The organism is Nocardioides convexus (assembly GCF_011090295.1).
The window spans coordinates 3,191,398-3,213,836 of sequence record NZ_JAAMYA010000001.1; the positions used below are offsets into that span (position 1 = coordinate 3,191,398).

General features: G+C 72.9%; 23 protein-coding genes and 5 pseudogenes. 10 read left to right on the plus strand and 18 right to left on the minus strand.

Translation table 11 applies throughout. From position 1 onward, the window contains the following. Positions 1-146 precede the first annotated feature (146 nt). Positions 147-1,046 (plus strand): ATP-binding cassette domain-containing protein, encoded by a 900-nt coding sequence (locus tag G5V59_RS23855; RefSeq protein ID WP_278258118.1) that lies wholly within the window; start codon positions 147-149, stop codon positions 1,044-1,046. A 1,295-nt stretch (positions 1,047-2,341) separates the two neighbouring features. Here the strand turns inward: G5V59_RS23855 and G5V59_RS23860 are convergent. The 5 genes from G5V59_RS23860 to G5V59_RS23880 form a co-directional block, all read right to left on the minus strand. Next, a complete protein-coding gene (locus G5V59_RS23860) occupies positions 2,342-2,605 on the minus strand; it encodes an FAD-dependent oxidoreductase (protein ID WP_278258119.1) in 264 nt (87 codons plus the stop codon). Next, positions 2,602-3,423 carry a hypothetical protein gene (locus G5V59_RS23865; RefSeq protein WP_278258120.1) on the minus strand — a complete coding sequence of 274 codons (822 nt, stop codon included), beginning with the start codon at positions 3,421-3,423 and terminating at the stop codon, positions 2,602-2,604. Before G5V59_RS23865 ends, G5V59_RS23860 begins: the two co-directional genes overlap by 4 nt. After that, positions 3,323-3,577 (minus strand): hypothetical protein, encoded by a 255-nt coding sequence (locus G5V59_RS23870; RefSeq protein ID WP_278258121.1) that lies wholly within the window; start codon positions 3,575-3,577, stop codon positions 3,323-3,325. The genes G5V59_RS23865 and G5V59_RS23870 overlap by 101 nt, the downstream gene beginning before the upstream one ends. Positions 3,578-4,074: 497 nt before the next feature. Further along, positions 4,075-4,869, minus strand: a complete 795-nt coding sequence (locus tag G5V59_RS23875) for an SDR family NAD(P)-dependent oxidoreductase (protein ID WP_278258122.1) — start codon at positions 4,867-4,869, stop codon at positions 4,075-4,077. Continuing rightward, positions 4,869-5,873 (minus strand): alpha/beta hydrolase fold domain-containing protein, encoded by a 1,005-nt coding sequence (locus G5V59_RS23880; protein ID WP_278258123.1) that lies wholly within the window; start codon positions 5,871-5,873, stop codon positions 4,869-4,871. The genes G5V59_RS23875 and G5V59_RS23880 overlap by 1 nt, the downstream gene beginning before the upstream one ends. A gap of 45 nt (positions 5,874-5,918) precedes the next feature. Here G5V59_RS23880 and G5V59_RS23885 point away from each other — a divergent pair, with 45 nt between their 5' ends. The 4 genes and pseudogenes from G5V59_RS23885 to G5V59_RS23900 form a co-directional block, all read left to right on the plus strand. Next, positions 5,919-6,350, plus strand: a complete 432-nt coding sequence (locus G5V59_RS23885) for a TetR family transcriptional regulator (RefSeq protein WP_278258124.1) — start codon at positions 5,919-5,921, stop codon at positions 6,348-6,350. Beyond that, complete coding sequence (locus G5V59_RS23890; RefSeq protein WP_278258125.1) at positions 6,248-7,870, plus strand: hypothetical protein; 1,623 nt, start codon at positions 6,248-6,250, stop codon at positions 7,868-7,870. The genes G5V59_RS23885 and G5V59_RS23890 overlap by 103 nt, the downstream gene beginning before the upstream one ends. Next, positions 7,807-8,598: a hypothetical protein gene (locus G5V59_RS23895; protein ID WP_278258126.1), complete on the plus strand. Its 792-nt coding sequence runs from the start codon at positions 7,807-7,809 to the stop codon at positions 8,596-8,598. The genes G5V59_RS23890 and G5V59_RS23895 overlap by 64 nt, the downstream gene beginning before the upstream one ends. Positions 8,599-8,932: 334 nt before the next feature. Further along, positions 8,933-9,274: pseudogene (locus G5V59_RS23900) on the plus strand (protein kinase); the annotation flags it as partial. 1,122 nt (positions 9,275-10,396) lie between these two features. Here the strand turns inward: G5V59_RS23900 and G5V59_RS23905 are convergent. Beyond that, complete coding sequence (locus G5V59_RS23905) at positions 10,397-11,149, minus strand: methyltransferase (RefSeq protein WP_341351303.1); 753 nt, start codon at positions 11,147-11,149, stop codon at positions 10,397-10,399. Positions 11,150-11,307: 158 nt separating this feature from the next. Further along, on the minus strand, positions 11,308-11,445 hold the full coding sequence (locus tag G5V59_RS23910; RefSeq protein ID WP_278258127.1) for a PspC domain-containing protein: 138 nt from the start codon (positions 11,443-11,445) through the stop codon (positions 11,308-11,310). A gap of 191 nt (positions 11,446-11,636) precedes the next feature. On the opposite strand from G5V59_RS23910, the gene G5V59_RS23915 reads away from it, so the two are divergent. The 4 genes and pseudogenes from G5V59_RS23915 to G5V59_RS23930 all read left to right on the plus strand — a co-directional run bounded on the left by G5V59_RS23915 (position 11,637) and on the right by G5V59_RS23930 (position 13,423). Further along, positions 11,637-12,104 (plus strand): glycerophosphodiester phosphodiesterase family protein, encoded by a 468-nt coding sequence (locus G5V59_RS23915; RefSeq protein WP_278258128.1) that lies wholly within the window; start codon positions 11,637-11,639, stop codon positions 12,102-12,104. Then, a complete protein-coding gene (locus G5V59_RS23920) occupies positions 12,053-12,433 on the plus strand; it encodes a glycerophosphodiester phosphodiesterase family protein (RefSeq protein WP_278258129.1) in 381 nt (126 codons plus the stop codon). The genes G5V59_RS23915 and G5V59_RS23920 overlap by 52 nt, the downstream gene beginning before the upstream one ends. 10 nt (positions 12,434-12,443) lie before the next feature. Then, positions 12,444-12,755: a DUF5926 family protein gene (locus tag G5V59_RS23925; RefSeq protein ID WP_278258130.1), complete on the plus strand. Its 312-nt coding sequence runs from the start codon at positions 12,444-12,446 to the stop codon at positions 12,753-12,755. Then, positions 12,721-13,423, plus strand: a pseudogene (locus tag G5V59_RS23930) (DUF5926 family protein). The gene G5V59_RS23925 and the pseudogene G5V59_RS23930 overlap by 35 nt, the downstream one beginning before the upstream one ends. Here G5V59_RS23930 and G5V59_RS23935 read toward each other — a convergent pair. The 4 genes and pseudogenes from G5V59_RS23935 to G5V59_RS23950 form a co-directional block, all read right to left on the minus strand. After that, on the minus strand, positions 13,392-14,015 hold the full coding sequence (locus G5V59_RS23935; protein WP_278260030.1) for an adenylate/guanylate cyclase domain-containing protein: 624 nt from the start codon (positions 14,013-14,015) through the stop codon (positions 13,392-13,394). The pseudogene G5V59_RS23930 and the gene G5V59_RS23935 sit on opposite strands and share 32 nt — an antisense overlap. Continuing rightward, positions 14,015-14,806: a cyclic nucleotide-binding domain-containing protein gene (locus tag G5V59_RS23940; RefSeq protein WP_278258131.1), complete on the minus strand. Its 792-nt coding sequence runs from the start codon at positions 14,804-14,806 to the stop codon at positions 14,015-14,017. Before G5V59_RS23940 ends, G5V59_RS23935 begins: the two co-directional genes overlap by 1 nt. Positions 14,807-14,933: 127 nt before the next feature. Continuing rightward, positions 14,934-16,110, minus strand: a pseudogene (locus tag G5V59_RS23945) (arginine deiminase). Beyond that, positions 16,001-17,098: pseudogene (locus tag G5V59_RS23950) on the minus strand (prephenate dehydratase domain-containing protein); the annotation flags it as partial. The pseudogenes G5V59_RS23945 and G5V59_RS23950, both read right to left, overlap by 110 nt. Positions 17,099-17,163: 65 nt before the next feature. On the opposite strand from G5V59_RS23950, the pseudogene G5V59_RS23955 reads away from it, so the two are divergent. Then, positions 17,164-17,442: pseudogene (locus G5V59_RS23955) on the plus strand (DUF4446 family protein); the annotation flags it as partial. A 135-nt stretch (positions 17,443-17,577) separates the two neighbouring features. Here the strand turns inward: G5V59_RS23955 and G5V59_RS23960 are convergent. The 7 genes from G5V59_RS23960 to G5V59_RS23990 form a co-directional block, all read right to left on the minus strand. Continuing rightward, positions 17,578-17,721: a hypothetical protein gene (locus G5V59_RS23960; RefSeq protein WP_278260339.1), complete on the minus strand. Its 144-nt coding sequence runs from the start codon at positions 17,719-17,721 to the stop codon at positions 17,578-17,580. Positions 17,722-17,765: 44 nt separating this feature from the next. Continuing rightward, positions 17,766-18,005: a hypothetical protein gene (locus G5V59_RS23965; RefSeq protein WP_278260340.1), complete on the minus strand. Its 240-nt coding sequence runs from the start codon at positions 18,003-18,005 to the stop codon at positions 17,766-17,768. Beyond that, positions 17,972-18,631 (minus strand): hypothetical protein, encoded by a 660-nt coding sequence (locus G5V59_RS23970; RefSeq protein WP_278260341.1) that lies wholly within the window; start codon positions 18,629-18,631, stop codon positions 17,972-17,974. The genes G5V59_RS23965 and G5V59_RS23970 overlap by 34 nt, the downstream gene beginning before the upstream one ends. Before the next feature lie 149 nt (positions 18,632-18,780). Then, positions 18,781-19,218 (minus strand): hypothetical protein, encoded by a 438-nt coding sequence (locus tag G5V59_RS23975; protein ID WP_278258132.1) that lies wholly within the window; start codon positions 19,216-19,218, stop codon positions 18,781-18,783. A gap of 238 nt (positions 19,219-19,456) precedes the next feature. Then, a complete protein-coding gene (locus tag G5V59_RS23980; protein ID WP_278258133.1) occupies positions 19,457-20,419 on the minus strand; it encodes a hypothetical protein in 963 nt (320 codons plus the stop codon). After that, a complete protein-coding gene (locus tag G5V59_RS23985) occupies positions 20,385-20,807 on the minus strand; it encodes a hypothetical protein (protein ID WP_278258134.1) in 423 nt (140 codons plus the stop codon). The genes G5V59_RS23980 and G5V59_RS23985 overlap by 35 nt, the downstream gene beginning before the upstream one ends. Next, on the minus strand, positions 20,753-22,156 hold the full coding sequence (locus G5V59_RS23990) for a diacylglycerol kinase family protein (RefSeq protein WP_278258135.1): 1,404 nt from the start codon (positions 22,154-22,156) through the stop codon (positions 20,753-20,755). Before G5V59_RS23990 ends, G5V59_RS23985 begins: the two co-directional genes overlap by 55 nt. Positions 22,157-22,439: the final 283 nt, after the last annotated feature.

Genomic DNA, 22,439 nt, shown 5'->3' on the forward strand with positions numbered 1-22,439 from the left:
GCGGGACCTCCCGGGCGTGGTTCTGCTCACCAGCCACGACCGGGTGCTCCTCGACGAGGTCTGCACCGACCTGGTCGACCTCGACCCGGTCGGGCTCGGCACCGACGGTCGCGGCGGGCGCCGCTACGGCGGCGGCTGGACCGCCTATGCCGCGGAGCGTGCCGCCGCACGGCGCCGCTGGGAGCAGGCCTACGAGCAGCAGCAGGAGGAGCCTGACCCGGCTGCGCGCCGCTACCAGGGTCGAGAAGAGCGCGATCGCCCCGGGCCGCGGTCCGCGGGACAACGACAAGTTCATCCACGCTTTCAAGGGCCAGAACGTCGACCGCGCCCTCGCCCGGCGCAAGAAGGACGCCGAGCGGCGCCTCGAGGAGGCCGAGCGGGACCAGGTCCCCAAGCCGCCCGCGCCGTTGCGGCTCGCGACCGGTCTCACCGCGGCCGCAGCCGGCGGCCGGGTGGTCACCGTGCGCGACCTCGTCGTCGTGGACCGGCTGCGGCTGCCGGTGCTGGACCTCGACAGCGGCGAGCACCTGCTCGTCACCGGCGCCAACGGCACCGGGAAGTCCACGCTGCTGGGCGTCCTCGCCGGCCGGGTGAGGCCCGCCAGCGGCACCGTGCAGGTCATCGCCCGGCGAGTCGTCGAGCTCACGCAGGACCCGGTCTTCCCGGACCTCACGGCCACGGCAGCCGACACCTACGCCGCGCTCGTCGGCCCGGAGTCCGCGCAGTCGCGGCCGTTGCGCTCGCTCGGGCTGCTCCCGGCGCGCGAGCACCCCAAGCCCGTCGTCCTGCTCTCGGTGGGGCAGCGCCGCCGCCTCGCCCTCGCGATCGCCGTGGCCACCGCGCCCGACCTGCTCCTGCTGGACGAGCCGACCAACCACCTCTCGCTCGCGCTGGTCACCGAGCCTGGAGGAGGCGATCGGGAGCAGCCCGGGCACGATCGTGGTGGCCTCGCACGACCGGTGGCTCCGGCGCCGGTGGGCCGGCGCGACGCTGGAGCTCGGCTGAGCCGCTCCTGGTGCGCGACGCAAATACCAATTTTGTCGTGAAACGGCCGGCAACGCGACGAATTCGGTAGTTGCGTCGCAGCCAGGAGTCCTGCGATCAGCCGGTGAAGGCGTAGGCGTCGAGCGGGTAGGTCTTCGCCGCCCACATCGTCTCCAGCGTCGTCGCCGCCCGGAAGGGCACGTCGCCGTTGTCGTCGAAGTAGTAGGCTGTTGGCGATCCCGCACGAGTCCTGGAAGAACACCTGGTGCTTGCGGCGGCCCAGCGCGCTCGCGAGGTACTCCGCGTTCGCCTCCGCCGTCACCTCCACCCGGGTCGCCCCCGTCTTGCGCGCGTGCTTGAGCGCACGGACGATGTGCGCGCTCTGCGTCTCGATCAGGTTGAAGTACGACGAGCCGTTGTAGCCGTAGGGCCCGAGGATGGAGAAGAAGTTCGGGAAGCCCGGCACGGACACGCCCTGGTAGGCCTGGAAGCGGTTCTCCTCCCACCACTTCTCCAGGTCCACGCCGCCCGCCCCGCGCACCGAGAACGGCGGCATGTTGCCCTTCTCGAACACCTTGAAGCCCGTCGCCAGGATCAGCACGTCGGCGGTGTGCTCGGTACCGTCGACGGTGCGCACGCCGGTGGGCGTCACGGCCTCGATGCCGGAGGTCTCCAGGGTCACGTCGGGCCGGTTGAAGGTCTGCAGGTAGGAGTTGGAGAAGCTCGGTCGCTTGCAGCCGAGCGCATAGCGCGGGGTGAGCCTGTCGCGCGTCTCCGGGTCCTTGACGACCCGCCGCAGGTGGGCGTGCCCGATCCGGGCGCCGACGGAGGCGACCGGCACCAGGCCGGCGAAGTGCGCGGCGATCGGGAAGGTCACCTCGACGTAGGCCTGGCTGGCGAGACGGCCCACCCTGCGCGCGCCCGGGATCGCGCGCAGGGCCGTGCGCGCCAGCCCCGGGAGCGGCGAGTCCGGCTTGGGCAGGCACCAGATCGGGGTGCGCTGGAAGACGGTGAGGTGCTCGCCGGTGCGGGCCAGGTGCGGGATCGCCTGCACGGCGGAGGCGCCCGTGCCGATGATCGCGATCCGGCGGCCGGTGAGGTCGACGTCGTGGTCCCAGCGCGCGGTGTGCATGACGGTGCCGGTGTAGTCGGCGAGGCCCTCGATGTCGGGCAGCCTTGGGCTGGGTGAGCACGCCGGTCGCACCGACGACGTAGCGGGCCGTGATCACCTCGCCGCCCTCGACCTCCAGCCGCCACAGGTGCGCCTCGTCGTCGAAGGTGGCGCCCACGACGCTCGTCCGCAGCCGGGTACGACGCCGCACGTCGTACTTGTCGACGCAGTGCTCGGCGTAGGCCTTCAGGCTCGCGCCCGGGAGCGTAGACCCGTGACCAGCCGGCGACCTGCTCGAAGGAGAACTGGTAGGCTGAACGACGGGATGTCGACGGCCACGCCCGGGTAGGTGTTCCAGTGCCAGGCCCCGCCGACGCCGTCGCCGGCCTCCAGCATCAGGTAGTCGTCGAAGCCGGCGCGGGCGAGCAGGATCGCCGCACCGATGCCGGAGAAGCCGCCTCCGATGATCACGACCTCGTGGTCGGGCCGGGGCAGGGTCGGGGCGCTCATGCGCAGGAGTCCTCTCGCTGGAGGGGAACCAGTCCACCGGGCCGGTTCAGCACCGACGAGGCTCCCAGGATGATGCAGTCGACGTGGTGCTCGATGCCCTCCGCGCTGCGCACGCCCTGGGGCACGAGCGCGTAGACGGGCCAGGAGATCAGCGTGCAGGTGGGCTCCTGCAGGGCGGCGTAGTAGCGGCCGTCGACCCAGGGACGGCGGCGGTTGAAGCGGCCGTCGGGGGTGAGCCGGTGCCGCAGCCACGGGTCGGGCACGGCGAGCCGCAGGTGCAGCCGCGCGACCGGGCGCCGTAGCACCGAGGGCAGCGGCAGGGGCAGCGGCACCAGCCAGTCCGGCTCCTCCTGGAACACCTTGACCGCGCTCGCGGTGCGCACCACCTCGGGCACGATCACCGCCGCCTCGCGCCCGGGCGCGAGGACGGCGACGCGTTGGCCGGTGAAGGCGCGCCCGCGCCACTGGTTGCCGCGCAGCAGCGGGCCGTCGTACGTCACGACGCCACCGGCTCGTGGGTCGACTCGTCCACCCAGGACTGGTGCTTGCCGAGCGCCTTGGCGGGGATGAGCGAGGTCAGCCTGACCATCGGGTCGGCCAGCAGCCGGTGGTACGGCGAGGTCCGGTCGACCACCATCGCGGCCTGGGCCCGGAGCACGTGGAAGGCCGGGATGCGGCTGGTGTGCGCGCCGCGCGAGCCGATCGAGTTGAAGCGCTTCACCGCGTTGTAGAGCCTTCTGCTCCGGCAGGCCCATCGCGACGATGTTGTCGCGCATCTTGTTGATGAGCGGGGTGAACACCACGATCAGGCCGAGCACGACCTGCGGCTTGAGGTTGCCGAGCGACTCGATGAGCAGCGTGTGCAGCGGGCCGGCGCCGATCAGGCTCCAGCACCTGGAAGTCGACGGTGATGTGCCGCGCCTCGTCGGAGTTGATGTGGCGGAAGACCTCGTGGCACAGCGGGTCCTGCACCTCGTCGAGCAGGAACTTCACCAGTGCGCCGTCGAGCGCGCACTCCAGCAGCGGGATCAGCGTCGCCAGGCCGGTGAGCGGCAGGGACTCGCCGTAGGTGTCGAGGGTCTTGATCGCGAGCTTCACGTTGATGTTCGGCTCGGGCGGGTTGCCGTCCTCGTCGAGCATCCCCCAGCGCTTCATCAGCGCGAGACTCGGCGTTGGCGTGCTTCTGCTCCTCGGCGTGGAAGTACTCGTAGATCCGCTTGATCGTCGGCGTCGGCGCCTTCGTCGCCAACGCCGCGAAGCCGCGGGCGCCGACGTGCTCGATCCACACCAGGTCCGCCATGAACGGCTTCATCTTGGCGCGCACCTCGTCGGTCATCGTCTCGGCGCCCGGGGCGTCCCAGTCGATGTCGGCGAGCGACCACTGCTTGTCCTTGATGGTCTGCAGCATGCCGTCGAAGTCGTACGTCGTGGTGCTCATCGGGTCTCCTCCTCGGGGACGAACCGGCCCATCAGGCCGGCGATGCGGGTGTAGGGCGCGGGCAGGAGGCGCTTGGTGCGCCACAGCAGCTGCGCGTCGAGCCTGCGGTACGACGTAGAGCCGGCCCTTGTCGTGGGCGTCGAGCGTGGTGCGGGCGACCCGGTCGGAGGAGAACCCGGCGATCCGGGCGATCCTGCGGGCCATCCCGGCAGCACCGGGGTCGATCGACTCGCCGTCGAAGATGTTGGTCTTGACGAAGGTGGGGCAGAGCACGGTGACGGCGACGCCCGAGCCGGCCAGGCTCGGCGGCCAGCGTCTCGGAGAGGCTGACGACGCCGGCCTTGCTGACGTTGTAGGCCGCCATCCGTGGCGCGGCGGTGAAGCCCGCGGCGGAGGCGACGTTGATGATCCCGCCGTGGCCCAGGCCCCGCAGGGCCGGCGCGAAGACGTGGCAGCCGTGGATGACGCCCCACAGGTTGACGCCGAGGGTGTGCTGCCAGTCGGCCAGCGGTGCGTCGCCGACGACGCGGCCGCCGGCGCCGATGCCGGCGTTGTTGATCACCAGGCCGGGCGGCCGGTCCAGCCACTCGACGGCGGTGTCGCGCAGCGACTCGACCTGGGCGACGTCGGCGACGTCGCAGGCGACCGGGATCGCCGTACCGCCGGCCTGCTCGATGATCGTGACGGTCTCCTTGGCGCGGGTCTCGTCGAGGTCGGCGCAGACCACGCGCCCGCCCCGGCGGGCGATCTCGGTCGCGAACGATCGGCCGATGCCGCTGCCGGCGCCGGTGACGACCGCACCGGCGTTCTTGGTACGACGGCTCATCAGGCCTCCTTCACCAGGGTGAGCGCGCTCCGGCGGCGCTGCACCTCGAGCCTGTTGGTCGACGAACTCCGCGGCCACGTCGAGGGCCTGGTCGGCCTCGGGGACGACCCGCGAGAGTGCCTGGAAGACGTGCATCTGGTCCGGCCAGACCTCCAGCCGGACCGACGCGCCGGCGGACTCCAGGCCGCGGGCGAGACTCGATCGCGTCGGCGGCGAGCATCTCCCGGCCGCCGGCCTGCACGAGGCTGGGCGGGAACCGGTCGGCGCCGTCGAAGGAGAACCGTAGCCGCGGCGCCCTCCGGTCCTGGCCGACGAGGTAGAGGTCGAGCAGGCGCGCGGCCCGGGCCGCGGAGATCATCGGGTCGGGGCGCATCCGCTCGCGGGCCGCCGCCAGCGCCATCGACAGGTCGAGCACGGGGGAGAAGGCGACGAGTGCGGCGGGCGCGGGCAGGTCCTGGCGGATCAGGCTCCAGGGCGAGGTCGACGGCGAGGTGGCCGCCGGCCGAGTCGCCCGCGAGCACGATCCGGCTCGGGTCGTGGCCCTCGCCGATCAGCCAGTCGTACGCCGCCCGCACGTCGTCGGCCGCGGCGGGGAAGCGGTGCCGGGGTGCCAGCCGGTAGTCGCAGGCGAAGACCGGCAGCCCGGTGCGCTGCGAGAGCCGACTGGTGATCCCGCGGTGGGTGCGCGCGGAGCAGATCGTGTAGGCACTCCCGTGGATGTAGAGGATCACCGCGTCCTCGCGCTCGGCGCCCGGGCCGCGCACCCACTCCCCGCGCGGGGTCGGGCCGCTGCCGGCGGGGCGCACGACGCGGACGACCCTGCTGCCGGGCAGGCCGGGGCCGAAGACGGCGAGGCTGCCGGCGACCAGGCGGCGCGCGAAGCGGACGCCACGGGGGCTGGCCGGCACGAGCGTGGTCAGCGGGCGCAGCGTGCGAGAGGTGGCCTCGGCGGCGATCCGGCTGCGGAGTGATCCGCGGGCCGGACGCTGATTCTGACGGCGCATGCCCTCACATTGCATTCTGAGGGCGGGTGCCGTCAAGATGTTCCCGTGGAAAACCCGCTGCCCGCCCCGCGTCGCCGCTACGGCGGCAAGACCGCGGAGCAGCGGCGCGCCGAGCGACGGGAGGCCCTGCTCGCGGCCGCCGTGGACATCTGGCAGGAGAGCGGCTGGGCCGCGGTCACCATGCGGGGGGTGTGCGCCCGCGCGGGACTCACCGACCGGTACTTCTACGAGAGCCTTCGCCGACCGCGACGCCCTGCTCGCCACGATCTGGGACCAGATGCGCGACGAGACGCTGAAGATGCTGCTCGCCGCGATCGTGCCCTATGCCGAAGCCCCGCCCCTCGACCAGCCTGCGCGCCGCGATCCACGCAGTGGTGCACCACATCGGCGACGAGCCCCAGCGGGCCCAGATCGTCTTCGGCGACCATGCGGGCAGTGCGGTGCTGGAGCAACGCCGCCGGGAGACGACCCAGATGACGATGGGCATGATGATCGACCTGGCCCGTCCCTACGTCCGCGAGGACATCGACGAGGTGGGCTTCCAGGTGGCGGTCCTGACGGGCATCGGCGGGTTCGTGGAGACCGTCCACGCCTGGCGCTCGGGCCTGATCGAGGCCGGGACCGACGAGCTCGTCGAGCACCTGATGACCGTGAGCGCGGGTCTGGCGCCCGCGTTCCTGCGCAGCCTGAGCGGTGCGTGCCAGACTCCCCACCGTGACCTCGTCGCCGCCGCTGAGAACCAATGCGCCGCGCCGGGCGTCACACCGTCCATGAACCGCGTGGTCCTGGCCGCCGCCGCCTCCGCCGCCGTGCTCGGCACCGCGGGCGGAGTGGGGTACGCCCTCTCCTCCCACCCCGCGCCGCCGGAGAGAGCGCGGGGTGACGGGCTCTTCTACTTCCTCCACGGCACCATCCACGACGACGCCACCGAGCTCGCGGTGCCCGGCGTCGACGCCGACCAGGTGGTCTCGCTACGACGCCGCGGTGACGGCTACCTCGTCGTCGCCTACGGCGCGGACGGGAGCTCCCTGCGCGGCACCGAGGTGGCGGCCGACGGTTCCACCCGGGACGCCGGCGTGGTGCCGGAGCCGCCGGCCCGGATCACCTCGCCGGACGGGGCGCACGCGCTCGCGCAGGACGGGCTCTGCCTGACCGGCGGCCCCGTCGGCGCGCGCGGGCGCTGGTGGCACGCGTGCGGGACAGGCGCGGCCTCGGCGGCGCCGTACTCGCCGGACGGGACGCTGCTGCTCACGGCCGCGGTCGTGGACGACGGACCGGCCGCGCCCGGTCTGGTGCTGCGCGACCCGGCGACCGGCGCGGTCCGCTCCCGGCTGGACCCCGCCGGGAGCCAGCGGCTGCACGCGGAGTGGTCGGGTGCCGGGACGGTCGACGTGGTCACCGGCACCGACACCTCCGCCACGGTGACGCTCAGCCGCTGCGAGACTCGCCGGCCAGCGCTGCAGGCCGGTGCTGGAGGCGGTGGGCAACCTGGTGCCGGGGGTGCGCTCGTGAACCGGCGGCTGGCCGTGGCGCTGAGCGCAGCCGCGGTCGTCGGCATCACCGGCGGCGTGGGGACGGCGCTGAGCCTCGGCGGGCGTGGCGACTCGGCGCCGGCGGACCGGCCGGACGCGGCGCTGCCGCTGTGGGCGACCACCACGGAGCCTGCACGACGGGGATGCCGTCGTACCGCTGAAGGGGGTGGACTTCGTGACCGGTCTCGAACGGGTCGGCGACACCTGGGTCCTGCAGGACGTGCCGGACGACGGGCGCTCGCCGCGGGTGCTGCGGGTCGAGCGCGACGGCACGGTCACCGAGCCTGGCGAGGGTGCACGGGCACGGTGACATCGACGCCTCCGGCACCCACCACATCGGACGCTCGGCCGACGACTCGACCTACGTCGTCACGGACCTGCGCACCGGCAAGGCCACCCGCGTGCCGCCGCCGCCCGATCCCGGTTCGCCCGAGGGCACGGCGCTCTTCGACGGCGACGGCGTGATCACCGGCTGGTCGCCGATCGGTACGACGTACTACCGCTCCGCCCTCGACGGCACCGGCCTGCGGATCGTGGGCCGCGACCCGGTGGACGCGCAGTTCTCGCCCGACCGCAGCCGGTACGTCGGCATCCGCAGCGGGCTCGGCGACGAGTGCCTCTACGGCGGCGTCGCCGACGAGGACGCCACCTTGTGGAAGGAGTGCCCCGGGACGCTGCCGTCGGCCCCGGCGTACGCACCCGACGGCACCCGCTTCGTCGCGTACGCCTCCGGCGAGGGCGGTGGGGGAACCGACCGCGCGGTGGTCCGCGACGCGTCGACGGGCAAGCAGGTCGCGACCTTCGAGCCTGCCCGGCGACACCGTCAACGACATGACGATGCTCTCCGCCGACGAGGTGGCCGTGCTGAGCATCACCGGCCCGGACGGCGCGCAGGTCACCACGGTCTACACCTGCGACCTCGCGGGGACGTGCGACAGGTCCGGCACCGCCGAGGGCGTCGGCGTGCTGGGCGGCTCGCCCTAGTCGTGCACCCGCAGCAACGGCCGGATCGCCTGCCGGGCGTGGTGGATCCGGGACTTCACGGTGCCGAGCGGACTGTCGAGCAGCCGCGAGATCTCGTTGTAGTCGAGTCTCCTGGACGTCGCGCAGCACCAGCGGCTCGACGAGCTCGGGGTGGCTGCCGGCGAGGACCTCCAAGGCCTCGAGCAGGTCCAGCCGGCTGCCGGCGATGACGCTGGTGGTGCGCGGGTCGGCGTGCACGGGCGGACTCGTCGACGGCGGTCTCGGCGGCGCGCCGCTTCAGGGACCGGTACGTCGAACGGGCGCTGTTGGAGGCCACGGCGTGCAGCCACGTGGTGAACTTGCTCCGCCCGGCGAACGTGCCGATCTTCGTCGCGACCGAGGAGCAGGGCGTCCTGGGTCGCCTCCTCGGCGTCCTGCGGGTGCAGCAGCATCCGCCCGCAGATGCGGCGTACCCGCGGCTGCACGGCGGCCAGCAGGTCCTCGAGCGCAGCGCGGTCACCGGCGGCCGCGCGGAGCGCGAGCTCGTCGAGGTCGATGTCGTCCATGGCGGGTCCTCCCGACCAGGCACAATACGCAGCGTGTCCCTACCGGAGCGACTCGGGAGGCTCCGCCGCGTCGACCGCATCGGAGCCGGTGGTTTCGCGACCGTGTGGCTCTACCACGACGACGAGTCTCGACTCCCCGGTCGCGGTGAAGGCCCTCGCCGACAACTGGGCGCAGCGGGCCGACGTGACCGAGCGCTTCCTGGAGGAGGCGCGCTTCCTGCGCCGGGCCGACTCCGACCACGTGGTGCGGGTCTACGACATCGGCGAGGCCGACGGGACGCCGTACTTCGTGATGACCTACGCCGACCGCGGCACCGTCGCGGACCTGATCGAGCCGGGCTGCCCGGCGCCCGCGCTCGGCCGGGTCGTGGACCTGATGGCGCAGGCGGGCGCCGGCGTCGCGGAGCCTGCACCGCACCGGCGTGATCCACCGCGACATCAAGCCGCAGAACCTGCTGCTGCGCTCGGCGCCCGACGGCGGCGAGCGGGTGATGGTCGCCGACCTGGGCGTCGCGAAGGCGATGCTGCACGCGAGCGGGCTGACGCAGGTGGTGGGCACGCCGTCGTACATGGCGCCCGAGCAGGCCCACGGCGTCGGCCTCGACCTGCGCGCGGACGTGCACGCGCTGGGCGCGGTGACCTACCACCTGATGACCGGCCGGCTGGTGCGCGACGGGGGATCGGAGCGCTCGCGCAGCCGGTGCTGCCGCCCGCGCCCTCGACCCTGGCCGACGTACCGGCGCCCTTCGACGCGGTCGTGCTGCGGGCGCTGGCACCGGATCCGGAGGACCGGTGGCCCGACGTACCGTCCTTCGTGGCGGCGCTGCGCTGGGCCGAGCGCCGCTCCGCCCAGGACGACGCGCTCACCCGCACCGTCGAGCGGCACGCGCCGTTGGTCGTCCAGGCCACCGAGGCCATCTCCGCCGATCCGCCCGCGAGCCGGCCGCCGACCCGGGCCGGGCGGGTGGCGCTGCTCGCGCTGCTGGTGCTCGTGCTGACCTTCGGGGCGGCGTACGGCGTGACCCGGCTGGTCACCGGCGACGACAGCCCGGGTGGGGCGAAGGCGTCCGGCAGCCCGTCGGCGGCAGCGGACATCACCTTCCCGGCGCTCACGATCGCGAGGTCCCAGGCCTACGAGACGCACGTGGTCCGCGCGGGCAAGCAGGTGTGGACCTACCCCGTGCCGACCGGCTGGGTCGCCTACGACGGGCAGGACGCGGTGGTCCCGCCGGCGGACGTCGACAGCCGGGGCCAGGTGCGCTGGCGGCCCGAGGGCGAGCCGGTGGTCGGCGGGCACAGCCTGCGGGTGCAGGCGCGCGACACGACCCAGAAGGTCGAGCAGGCGGTCGCGGAGAAGTCCCGGGAGCCTGCGCACGTCGAAGGACCTCGACTCCGTCGACATCTACGAGACCACCGGCGACGCGGTCTCCTTCACCTACCGCGACAGCGCCGGGCGGCTGCGCTACGACCTCTTCCGCTGGGTCCCGGACGCCCTGGGCCGGGCCACCCTGGAGATCTCCGTCGCCGGGCGAGGTGTCGACAAGGACGGCCTGTCGGCCCTCCTCGACAAGGTGGCCACCGACGCTACCGAGTCCCGCTGACGACGCTCGCGTCCCGCTCGTCGTCGTGCTCGACGCGAGCAGCCAGACCGGCGGCCGCCAGCACGGCCAGTGCCGCGTCCACCTGCCCCCTCGACACCTCCGAGTGCACCGATCCACCCGGGCGCAGCAGGCCCGGGGCCAGCGCCGCCACCCGGCGCAGGACGTCGAGACCGTCGGTCCCGCCGTCGACGGTGCTGCGCGGCTCGTGGTCGCGCGACTCCGGGGGCAGCTTGCTCCACGGCGGCGCTCGGCACGTAGGGGACGTTCGCGAGCAGGCAGTCCACCGCGCCGCGCAGGTCCACCGGGAGCGGCACGGCGAGGTCGCCGAGGTGCGCGGTACCGCCCACCTCGGCGAGGTTGCGGGCCGCGCACACGACAGCGGCGGGAGAGTCGTCGGTGGCGTGCAGGGTGATCCCGGGGCGGCGGTGGGCCAGGGCGAGGCCCAGCGCGCCGGAGCCGCAGCACAGGTCGACCACGGTCCCCGGCCGGTCCGTGGCGAGGGCGTCGAGTGCGCGGGCGGCGACCTCGACGAGGAACACGGTGCGCTGGCGCGGGACGAACACGCCCCGGTCGACCGCGACCCGCAGGCCGTCGAAGCCGGCCCAGCCGAGCACGGTCTCCAGCGGCTCGCCGGCGACGCGGCGTCGTACCAGGCTCCTCGAGGGCGGCGGGCTCGTCCGTGGCCTCGGTCAGCAGCGCGGCCTCCTCCTCGGCGAAGACGCAGCCGGCGGCGCGCAGGCGGGAGACGAGGTCGGGCACGAGGCCCACACTGTCAGGCCTCCGGCATCAGCAGCCAGCCGGCGATGTAGAGGACGATGCCGGCGCCGAAGCCGAAGATCACGGCGGCGACCAGGAGCAGGCGGACCAGGTTGGCGTCGACGCCGAGGTGGTCGGCGACGCCGCCGCACACGCCGGCGACGACCTTGTCGTGGCTGCGGCGGGTCGACCTTGCGCGGGGCGGAGGGCTGCTGCGGGGCGGGGTAGCTGTCGTAGTTGCTCATGGCTCCACCGTGCCCGGTCCGCGGCCCGCGGACATCGGGGATCGACCCTGGTCGGACCCGGATCCGACCCTGAGGGGGACGTGGCTGTCAGAATGCAGCCATGCGACCACAGGTCGTCGCCCACCGCGGCGCCAGTCACGAGATCGCCGAGCACACCCTGGGTGCCTACACCGCCGCCCTCGACACCGGGGCGGGCGGCCTGGAGTGCGACGTCCGGCTCACCGCCGACGGGCACCTGGTCTGCGTGCACGACCGGGACCTTCGTCGTACGGCGGCCAAGAAGGGGCTCGTCTCCACGATGGACCTCGCCGAGGCTCTCCGACCTCGACTTCGCGTCCTGGAAGAACCCCTGGTCCGAGCTCGACGACGAGGCCGAGGAGGACGACGAGCGCGGCGTGCTCACCCTGCGCAAGCCTGCTGGAGACCGTCGCGGACTACGAGCGGCGAGTGGAGGTGGCGATCGAGACCAAGCACCCCACCCGGTACGGCGGACTGGTCGAGAAGCGCCTCGTGGAGATGCTGCGCGACTTCGGCTGGGACCGCGCGGGCGCGCCGGTGCGGATCATGAGCCTTCTCGTTCACCGCGTTGCAGCGGGTCGAGCGGCTCGCCCCGGAGGTCCAGACTGGTCCAGGCTCTTCGACCGGCCGAACTCGTGGCCGATGCTGCGCCGGGTGATCGGGCGCGACTGGATCGTCGGGCCCGGGATCAAGATGCTGCGCCAGCACGAGCGGCTGCGCGAGAGCCTGGTGCGCAGCGAGCGCGACATCCACGTGTGGACGGTCAACAAGGAGAAGGACCTCGACCTCTGCCTCTCCCTCGGCGTGAAGGCCGTGATCAGCGACCGGCCGCGGCTGATGCTGGACCTGCTCGACGCGCGGTTCGGCCCCACGCAGTAGGTTTCGCCGCATGGCGAAGAAGAACCGCTCCAAGGCGTCCGCGACCGAAACCCCGGCCGGCGAGATCGGCCCGCGGCAGCCCTGCCCGTGTGGCTCCGGCAAGCGCTACAAGGCCTGCCACGGGGCGCCCGGCGGCGGCCAGGTCTTCGTCAAGCGGCCCTTCGAGGGGATGCCCTCGGAGACCGACGTCGTCGCGCTGCGTGGCCTGGTGCCGGCGGCCACCGCGCCGTTGTCGCTGACCGGCGAGCACGCCGGGCGGACCGTGCAGCCTGTGCACCCTGCTCCCGATGGCCGCGCCCGCCCTGGTCCGCGAGAGCGGTGACATCTGGCTCGGCCTGCAGGTCCAGCACGACTTCGGCGACGCGGCCCGCGACCTGGGCGCGGTGCTGCTCGCGGCCCTCGCCGCCGAGCCCGGCGCGGGGATGGTCGGGCTGACCAGCCCGCCCGCGGCCGACGTACCGCGACTGCAGGACCTGGTCGCCGGTGAGCCGTTGAAGATCGAGGTGCACGAGGGCTTCGACTTCTGGGTGGCCGACATGGAGGCCTCCTCCGAGTCTCGCGCAGGCGCTGGAGCAGGCCGACGGCGCCGCTTCCCCGACCGCGCGGCTGACCGAGGTCACCGCGGCGTACTGGACCCGGATGGGCGCCAAGGAGCACCTGCGCTGGGTGATGCCCGAGCCCGAGGACGCGCTGCTCGACGCGCTCGCCCGCCTGCACGTCACCGGCGACGACGTGATCGTGCCGGACGCCCGGCTGGTCGGGATGTTCCGCACCCAGGGCCTGCTCGCCCCGGTGTGGGACCTCGAGGTCGGCACCGGCCCCGAGCCGCTGGAGGAGGCCGCGGCGGCGTTCAAGTCCAAGCTCGACGAGGCGCTCGCGGACAGACTCGGACCTGACGACCGAGCAGCGCTCGGCCCGCGACGGCCTGGCCAACCGCCAGGTCACCATCCGCTGATCGTCAGCGGGCCGGCTGCAGCGCCCAGACCTTGAGCCGCGAGTAGCCCTTCACCGAGATCCGCCGCAGCCTCCGGAAGCGGTACGACGCACCGCGGGTCTCGTCGTCGTCGTGCTCCACCGTGCGCCCGGACAGCGCCTCGTAGGTCCCCAGGTCCACGAGCACCGTGCTCGGCCGGGCCACCGAGGTGAGCCGCGCGGCGATGTTGACGACCGGGCCGAACACGTCGCCGAGCCGGGTGACCACCTCGCCGTACGCGACGCCGGCGCGGACGGCCGGGAAGGGGTCCTCCGGGTCGGCGCCCCGCCCGGTGAGCTCGAGGGCGATGTCGGCCATCGCCTCGGGGGAGTCGGCGACGATGAGGAGCCTCGTCGCCGATGTTCTTGATGATCCGGCCGCCGCGGTCGACGGTGATCTGCAGGACCGCGGACTCGAAGGACTCCAGCCAGGAGACCAGGCTCCCGGTCGGTGAGGGTGCGCGAGCGGGAGGTGTAGCCGACGATGTCGACGAAGCAGACCGCCAGCGTGGAGCCCTCGCCCGAGGTGGACTCGGCGAGCATCCGGGCGCTCGCGCTGAGCAGGTGGCGGCGCCACACGTAGGACTGCAGACTGCTCCACCCGCGGCATCACCTCGTCGGAGATGGCGAGCAGGCCCTCGGCCGGGTCCGCGCCGAGCTCGCCCGCGACATCGGCGAGCAGCGCGACCTGCCAGTCGGCGAGGCGCGCGAAGCCTGCGGCCCCAGGTGCGCACCAGGCCGTCCTGGCGGTCCTGGCTGAGGATGCCGAGGCCGATCAGGTCGTTGGTCAGCCGCAGCGCCTGGACGTCGGCGCTGGTGAACGCCGCGTCCTGGTCGGGGACGTGGGCGAAGCCGAGCGCGTGCCACAGGCTCGCGGGCGGTCTCCACCGAGACGCCCGCCTGGTCGGCGACCTCCTGCTGGGTCAGCCGCGGCGCCTCGCCGAGCAGGTGCTCCTCGAGCGCGCCGACGACCCCGCCGTCACCGGCGGGGCCGACCGGGGATTCCACGCCGTCGTACCGAGGCGGGTCAGGCGTTGCCGAAGCGGGACTGCGCGACCTCGACGAGGGCCTGGTGGAAGGCCGGCCACTCCTTGTCGAGTCTCGCGCAGGGTCTCGTCGGTGAGGTGGATGGTGTCGAGCGGGGTGAGCGCGACGATCGAGGCGGTGCGCAGGCTTCTGGCCGACGATCGCCGCCTCGCCGACGATGTCGCCGGGGCCGAGCCTGGGCGATCTCCGGCCGTCGCGGCGGACCGAGACGGTGCCCGCGAGCAGGATGTAGGCCTTGTCGGCCGGGGTGTCCTCCCAGATCGGCGACCAGCCCTCGGGGAGCTTCACCCGCCGTCCGGTCGCGCTGATCCGCGCGATCTCCTCAGGGGTGAAGTGCTCGAAGAACGTTGCCATTGCGTGGACCCTTTCGCCGTTGCTCCGCGTCGGTGCCGACCCTAGCCCTCCGCGGACGCGAGCGGGAGGCGTCTCTGGGACAACCGTTACAACGTGTCCGGCTATGCGGGGTTACCGCCGCCGGGGATCACGCCGGGTCGTCCCTGGAGATCGGGCGACTCATGCAGCGCGGACCTCCCCGTCCGGAGCCCAGACTCGGAGCCCGCGATCCGGACGACCTCGATGCCCTCCTCCTCCAGCCGCGCGTTGGTGCCCTCGTTGCGCTCGTAGGCCACCGCCAGCCGGGGCGCCAGCGCGAGGGTGTTGTTGCCGTCGTCCCACTGCTCGCGCTCGGCGGTCACTGGGTCGAGGCCGGTGTCGATGCGGTGCAGCGTGTCGATCTGCATCGCCTTGGCCGCCGCGACCAGGAAGGGCTCGGGCTCGGCGACGTCGATCACGGTGGAGCCGGGCTCGCGCGCGGTCACGGCGTACGCCGTCAGCGAGTCGGCGATGTTGGGGTACATCACGACCTTGTCGACGTCGACCATCGTGCAGATCGTGTCCAGGTGCATCGTGGCCCGCTCCTGCGCGATCGGGACGGCCAGCACGGTCGTGGCCAGGCCGGCCGCGAACACCTGCCGGGCCAGCCGCTCGGCCCCGGCGGGCGTCGTCCGCTCACCCACGCCGACGGCGATCACGCCCGGAGCCAGCAGCAGCACGTCGCCGCCCTCGACGTGCTCGAGGTGGTGGCCGTGGATCCGGTCGGTCCCGGCGAAGCGCGGGTGGAAGTGGTAGATCGACTCGGTCAGCCTGGGTCTCCCGGCGCCGTGCGGGCATCGCGAGCGAGGTGATCGCGACGCGGTCGCGCAGCCACACCGAGGAGTCCCGGGTGAAGAGCAGGTTCGGCAGCGGCGCCACGAGGAAGGTCTCGTCGGCGAGCAGCGAGGTGACCAGGGTCCCGCTCGCCAGGCCCGAGCGCGCCTCGTCGTTGCGGACGCCCGCGGTCAGCAGGTAGGTCAGGCTCCTCGGGCGAGGCGGCCTCGAACATCGAGCGCAGGTAGGCCCGCACCGGGTCGCCCAGGTCGCGACCGCTCGTCCCGGTGAGCGTGGTGTCGGTGACCGCGGCACGGGCGGCGGGCACGTCGAGGGTCTCGGTGAGCAGGCTCGGTGAGGTACAGCACCTCGACGTCGCGGGCCCGCAGCGCCTCGGCGAACGCGTCGTGCTCCTCCTGGGCGCGAGCCACCCAGGGGATGCCGTCGAAGAGCAGCCGGTCGTTGTTGCGCGGGGTCAGCCGCTGGAGCTCGGGACCGGGCCGGTGCAGCAGGACCGAGCGCAGCCGGCCGACCTCGCTGTCGGCTCCGAACGGGGAGTTCACCATGCGGACACCCTAGGCCGCGGGGCCTCGCCGCGTCGTACCGGACATCTCTGTCGTGCTGCGGGTCCGGAGACGACGAATTCGTCCGGTACGACGTGCGGAGTCGACTCCGGAACGGGTCGGCCGGGTAGACGCCGAGCACCTTGATCTCGGTGGTGAAGAAGGCCAGGCTCCTCCAGCGCGCGCTTGAGGCCCGGGTCGTCGGGGTGGCCGTCGACCTCGGCGAGGAACTGGGTGGCGGTGAACTTCCCGCCGACCATGTAGGCTCTCGAGCTTGGTCATGTTGATGCCGTTGGTCGCGAAGCCACCGAGCGCCTTGTAGAGCGCGGCCGGCAGGTTGCGGACGTTGAACACGAAGTCTGGTCACCACCGGCCCGTTGCCGGCGGGCGCCTCGACGTAGTCCGGCGAGAGGAGCACGAAGCGGGTGGTGTTGTGGTCCTCGTCCTCGACGTCCTCGCGCAGGATCCGCAGGCCGTAGATCTCGGCGGCCAGCGGCGGCGAGATGGCGGCCTGGGTCAGGTCGCCGGCCTCGGCGACCTCGCGGGCGGCGCCGGCCGTGTCGCCGGAGATGAGCGGGGTGAGGCCGAGCTCGCGGATCACCTTGCGGCACTGGCCGAGCGCGTGCACGTGGCTGTGCACGGTGCGGATCGTGTCCAGGTCGGCACCCGGGTTGGCCATCAGGTGGAACTGGATGCGCAGGAAGTGCTCGGCGATGATGTGCAGCCCGGAGTCGGGCAGGAAGTGGTGGATGTCGGCCACCCGGCCGGCGATCGAGTTGTCGATCGGGATCAGGGCCAGGTCGCAGTCGCCGCTCGCCACGGCCGCGAAGACGTCCTCGAAGGAGGCGCAGGGCACCGCCTCGGCGTCGGGGTAGTGCTGGCGGCACACGATGTGCGAGTTCGACCCGGGCTCCCCCTGGTACGCGATGCGCGGCATGCGCCGAGCCTATGCGGGCGGCGCGGGTCACCCGCCGGGGCGTTCACGTTCCGTACGGTTCCTCCATGGCCGTCGCGCTCTCGATCCTCGCCCTGCTGCTCGCCGCGGCCGCCCTCGTGGTCGCCCTCCGCTCCGGTACGACGCGCCCGGTGCCCGGCGAGGAGGGCCTGCCCGCGGACGCCGCCGGCCTGCGCCGCGAGGTGGCCGCGCTGCGGGCCGAGGCGTCCGGCGCGCTGCGCCACCTCGCCGTGGTCCGCTACGACGCCTTCGACGAGATGGGCGGGCGCCTGTCCTGGTCGCTGGCCCTGCTGGACGACGCGGGCGACGGCGTCGTGCTGACCTCGATCCGCGGGCGCAACGAGGCCCGCACCTACGCCAAGTCCGTCGCGGCGTGGAGCAGCGACCAGGAGGCTCTCGCCGGAGGAGAACGAGGCGGTCGCGCACGCGCGGATGGCCCGCAGCCTGAGCGCTGCGGAGCCTCAGCGCATGCTGGTCTCGCTCGGCATGTCCTCCTTCGGGAACCACGGCGGCGGCATGTCGTCCATGACATCGGAGGTGTTGATCGGCGGCTGGTAGCCGGAGTCCCCGGGATCGATCGAGGTGCCCTTCTGCAGCGAGTCCATCGCGGCGACGTACTTCTGCTGGTAGTCGTCGTAGAGGGTGTCGGTCAGCGAACTTGTAGATCTCGTCGGAGTCGGCGGCGTCCAGCGTCTTCTGCAGGCTTCGGCAGGTCCGTGCCGGTCACGTCGGCGATCGTCTTGACGAAGTCGCTGACGTCCTGGCCGGCGCTGATCACCGCGTCGAACTGGCTCTTCACGTCCTTGACGACCGGCACGTGGCCGAGCACCTTCCAGCCGGAGGTCACGATCTTGGTCACGTCGGCCACCCACGGCGGGGTGTCCGGCACGTCCCGAGGCGGCGGGCCGATCGGCGCCCAGGCCTCGAGTCTGCTGGTCGATGATCTTCACGATGCTCTTGGCGAACTCCAGGACGCCCTGCTGGGTGCCGTGGATGACGTGCGCGGCCGCGGCGAAGGTCTGCGCGACCTGGACGCTCGCCCAGGCCATCTGGGCGACCTGCCCGTCGTAGTTGGCGTAGAAGGTGTTGAAGTCTGCTGCCGGACTTGCCGGTCCACTGGGTGCGGATGGTCTCGATGCCGAAGGGGTCGTCGAGCACGTTGACCGAGAAGTCGCTGGTGACGTACTGGTGCAGGTCCTCCAGAGCGCTGGCGATGGAGGTCGCGTCGGCGCGGGTGAAGGAGTCCGTCACCTGGCGGCAGTACGACGCCAGCCCGCTCGCCCAGGAGGCGCCGTTGTGCCACGCCTCGATCGCGCCCTTGGCCACGTCCTTCATGTACTTCTGGTTGGCGGCGCCGATCTTGGACGGGTCGGGGGAGTTGCGGATCTCGTCGAAGGGAACCCAGAAGGTGAACTCGAACCAGCGGGTCGGATCGACCTCGTGCCCCGGGACGGGGAACTTGCAGTCCTCGAGCCACCACTGGGTGGGCATGTAGCCGTCGCCGGGGGCGGACATCCCGCCGAGTCTGGTCGCGCGCGGCGACGAGGTAGTCCCAGGCCAGGCTCGTTGCCCTTGAGGTAGCCGAGCTTCTCCTCGATCTTGTCGAACTGCTCGGAGAGCCTCGAAGTAGTCGAAGGCTCATCGGTGGCTCCTGTTCTCGGTGCTCATCGGTACTGAGCCGTTGGGTCGTAGGGCAGGCCGAGGTCGGACTTGTCGTCGCGGGCGGTGTCGTCGCGGTCGGACTTGTCCTCGCTGGGCGCCTCGGGGTCGTAGTCGGAGGAGTAGATGACGTGCGGGTAGGAGTGGCCGGTCGGGTCGATCAGCACCGCGCCGGGCGCCTCCGGGTCGCCGATGTCGGTGGGGACGGTGGTCCGCGTCGGGTCGACGTTCTTGAGCGCGCCGCCCCACTTGTTGAACTCGTCGCGTGCCTGGGCGTCGTGCTCGACGTAGTCGTCGCCGGTCGCCTCCAGCGCGAACGCCGCGTGGTTGAGCGTGGTGATCCCGCGCCGGATGCCGTCGTGGATCCGCCCGGCGATCGACAGGGCGTCGCGCAGGGCGGGCGGGTCGCCGGCCTTGGCGGTCTCGATGTCGAGGGTGGTCACGATCGAGTTCCAGCCGGCCGCCGATGAGGGAGAGGTCCTCGGCCTGGTCCGGGATGCCCTGGCGGGCGGCCGTGTAGATCTTCACGATCGGCACGTAGATCTCGTCCGACATCACTCGTCCTTCGTCCGGGGGTTGCCGCCGCGCGGCGGACCTCTTCTGCATTCCCGCCTCGGGGCAGTTCATGCATGGGATTGGCCAGGCTGACGTTGTGGGAAGGTCGGACCCGTGTCGATGCCCTCACCGCGCTGGATCGCGGCCGTCCTGCCGCTCGGCCTCGTGCTCTCCGGCTGCTCCGGGGACCCGTCCTACGACGACCGCGACTGGTCGGCCCTCGCGCCCGTGGCCGCGGACGTGCCGCAAGTGCGTGCCCCTGCCGTGGCGGTCGCCCGCGCCAACCTCGCGGCGCTCGACCCCTGCGCGATCGGGGCCGTCGGGGAGCCGGACGCGATCCGCACGCCCGGCGCGGACGGTTCCTGCACGGTCAACCGCGGCCGGGGCACCGTCGAGGTGACCACCGCGGCCCGCTACCTCGTGGAGAGCACCGGCCTCGACGCGGTCAACGCGCTCGACAGCCGCGATCGGGTCGACCTCGCCGGTGTCGCGACGTGGGTGGGACCGGGCCCGGTGACCAGCGGCGGCGGCAGCGTGGGGTGCGCGGTCGTCGTACCGGCCAGCCTGGACCTGGCCCTGGCGATCACCGACGCGGACGACGACTGCGCGAGCGCGAAGGAGGTCGCCGCGGCGGCCCTGGCCGACCTCGGTGCCGTGACCCGGCCGGGCCGGAGCGTGAGGTCCCCGGTCTTCTACGCCGCCGGCGAGCCGACTCCCGGCGGCGAGGGCGCGTGCGCCGACCTCGGCGGTCAGGTCGCCTGGCTGTGCGCGCCGACCGGCGACGTCGAGGTCCCCGGCGACCCGGTCGACCTGATCCGCCACGGCGAGGCCGATCCCGCCGTCCTGTGCGTCCCGGCGCTGGAGTCCGCGCGGGCGACCGCGGCGAGCAAGGGCCGCTCCTGGGTGGCGATGACCACCGCCACCGGCCCGCAGGACCGCGCCGAGCGGGCGTCGTACGACGGCCGGCGGCAGTGCACGCTGGTGGCGGCCAAGGACCGGGAGGACGTGGACGGCAACCCCGCCACGATCGTCGTCACCGCCCGCCGCGACCCGCTCAGGACGGCGTCGAACGCGACGGTGGGCGACCACCCGGCGTACCACGACAAGAGGTCGGGGACCTGGGAGGTCGCGCTGACGAAGACCGACGAGAGGGGCTTCCTGAGCGTCGAGGTGCTGGACACCCGGCGCAAGGAGCCGGACTGGGCCGAGCAGGCTCGTCGCCGACCTCGTCGAGAGGGTGCTCGACTAGCGGGGGACGCGCACCAGCACCCGGCCGTGGATGCACTCCATGCTCAGGCTCGGTGCCCTCGCCGATGGTGTCGCCGTCGAGCTGGCGCGGCACCCCGCCGGCCGCGCGGACGACGACCTTGCGGCCGGTCATCCGGGCCACCGACTCGCCCGCGTTGTGCTCGCGGCGGCTCATCACCCGCAGCACGAGCGGGATCCAGGACAGGAAGCGGCGCGGGTAGAGCAGCACCACGTCGAGCCTGGCCGTCGTCGATCGCGGCGTCGGGGAGCAGCACCATGCCGCCCTGCAGGCTGCCGACGTTGCCGATCACGCAGGTGCGGGCGCGGTGCTTGGTGAAGGGCATGTCGTCGATGGAGATCTCCAGACTTCATCGCCGGGAACATCAGACCCTTGAGCGCGGAGAGCACGTAGGCCAGCCAGCCGACCTTCTTCTTGAGGTCCTCGTTGACGCCCTCCATGATCGCGGCGTCGAAGCCCATGCCGGCCATCACCATGAAGTGGCTCGGCTCGATGCCGTCGCCCTCGACCGCGACCATGTCGATGGCCCGGTCCTGGCCGGTGAGGGCGATGTCGATGGCTGCCCGGATGAAGAGCGGGATCTCCAGGTTGCGGGCGAGCAGGTTCCCCGTGCCGGCCGGTACGACGCCCACCGGGATCCCCGTGCCGGCGAGCTCCGCGCACACCTCGCGCACCGTGCCGTCACCGCCGCACACGATGACCAGGTCCGCCCCGTCCACGGCGGCCTGCTCGGCCTGGCCGGTGCCGGAGTCCTCGACGGTGGTGAGGTACCACCGCGGCTCGCGCCAGCCCGAGGCCAGCGCCATCTGGGTGACGATCGACTGGAACTGCTCAACCGACTCGACCTTGATCGGGTTCAGCACCACCGCGAGGCGGCGCGCCGAGGGGAAGGGCTCGGGCAGCGGCTCGGCCTTGAGGGCGTGGCTGCGGGGGAGCGGGCTGTAGACGGCGACCCCCAGCAGCAGCACGCCGACGCCCAGCAGGGTGCCGCCGAGCACGTCGCTGGGGTAGTGCCGCCCGAGCAGCACCCGGTCCGCCGCGACGATCACGAAGGCCAGCACCGCGACGGTGGCGATCAGCCGACGGATGCCGGAGCGTCGTACCAGCATCACGGCGAGCAGGATGACCAGCCCGCAGAACGCCGCGGTCGCCGAGGTGTGGCCCGACGGGAAGGCGTTGGAGTGCAGGAAGTACTCCGGGTCCTGCCACACCGGCCGGCCCCGGCCCACGACCATCTTGGTGAGGTAGGTGAGCAGCGCCGTGAGCGCCATGACCACCGCGATCAGGATGCCGGCGCGACGGTGGCCCTTGACCCACATCGCGACCGCGAAGACGACCGTCGCCGCGGTCATGCAGGCCGTGCCGAAAGCGATCTCGACCGCGCGCAGCGGGTGGTCCAGCCAGTTCTGCCCGGCGGCCCAGGAGCGCGCGTCGGAGCCCGCGTGGTCGAGGTCGGTCACCCAGGACCAGTCGGCGGCCACGGTCAGCGCCACCGCCACGAAGAGCGCGAGGAGGATCAGCGAGGCCAGGAGCGGGGTCCGGCGGGGGCGGTCGAGCACTCGCCGAAGTTTATGGCACCTGTGCCGCCCGGCTACCGTCGCAGGCATGACCTCCCCGTCGTACCAGCCCACGCAGCGGCGGCTCGGCCGCTCCGGCCTCGTCGTCTCCGCCGTCGGTCTCGGCTGCAACAACCTCGGCCGCAAGGGCGCCGCCACGGAGTCGCAGGAGGGCACCGACCGGGTCGTCGGCGCCGCGATCGACGCCGGCATCACGCTCTTCGACGTCGCCGACAGCCTACGGCGCCACGCCCGGGCTCGCCGAGGAGCGGCTGGGTGCGGCGCT

Bases quoted from the DNA above. Each gene is read 5' to 3' on its own strand.
- G5V59_RS23855 (WP_278258118.1), top strand. From the start codon at position 147: ATGCCGCGGAGCGTGCCGCCGCACGGCGCCGCTGGGAGCAGGCCTACG.
- G5V59_RS23860 (WP_278258119.1), bottom strand. From the start codon at position 2,605: ATGAGCGCCCCGACCCTGCCCCGGCCCGACCACGAGGTCGTGATCATC.
- G5V59_RS23875 (WP_278258122.1), bottom strand. From the start codon at position 4,869: ATGAGCCGTCGTACCAAGAACGCCGGTGCGGTCGTCACCGGCGCCGGC.
- G5V59_RS23880 (WP_278258123.1), bottom strand. From the start codon at position 5,873: ATGCGCCGTCAGAATCAGCGTCCGGCCCGCGGATCACTCCGCAGCCGG.
- G5V59_RS23915 (WP_278258128.1), top strand. From the start codon at position 11,637: ATGCGACCACAGGTCGTCGCCCACCGCGGCGCCAGTCACGAGATCGCC.
- G5V59_RS23920 (WP_278258129.1), top strand. From the start codon at position 12,053: ATGCTGCGCGACTTCGGCTGGGACCGCGCGGGCGCGCCGGTGCGGATC.
- G5V59_RS23925 (WP_278258130.1), top strand. From the start codon at position 12,444: ATGGCGAAGAAGAACCGCTCCAAGGCGTCCGCGACCGAAACCCCGGCC.
- G5V59_RS23935 (WP_278260030.1), bottom strand. From the start codon at position 14,015: ATGCCGCGGGTGGAGCAGTCTGCAGTCCTACGTGTGGCGCCGCCACCT.
- G5V59_RS23940 (WP_278258131.1), bottom strand. From the start codon at position 14,806: ATGGCAACGTTCTTCGAGCACTTCACCCCTGAGGAGATCGCGCGGATC.
- G5V59_RS23960 (WP_278260339.1), bottom strand. From the start codon at position 17,721: ATGGACTCGCTGCAGAAGGGCACCTCGATCGATCCCGGGGACTCCGGC.
- G5V59_RS23970 (WP_278260341.1), bottom strand. From the start codon at position 18,631: ATGTCCGCCCCCGGCGACGGCTACATGCCCACCCAGTGGTGGCTCGAG.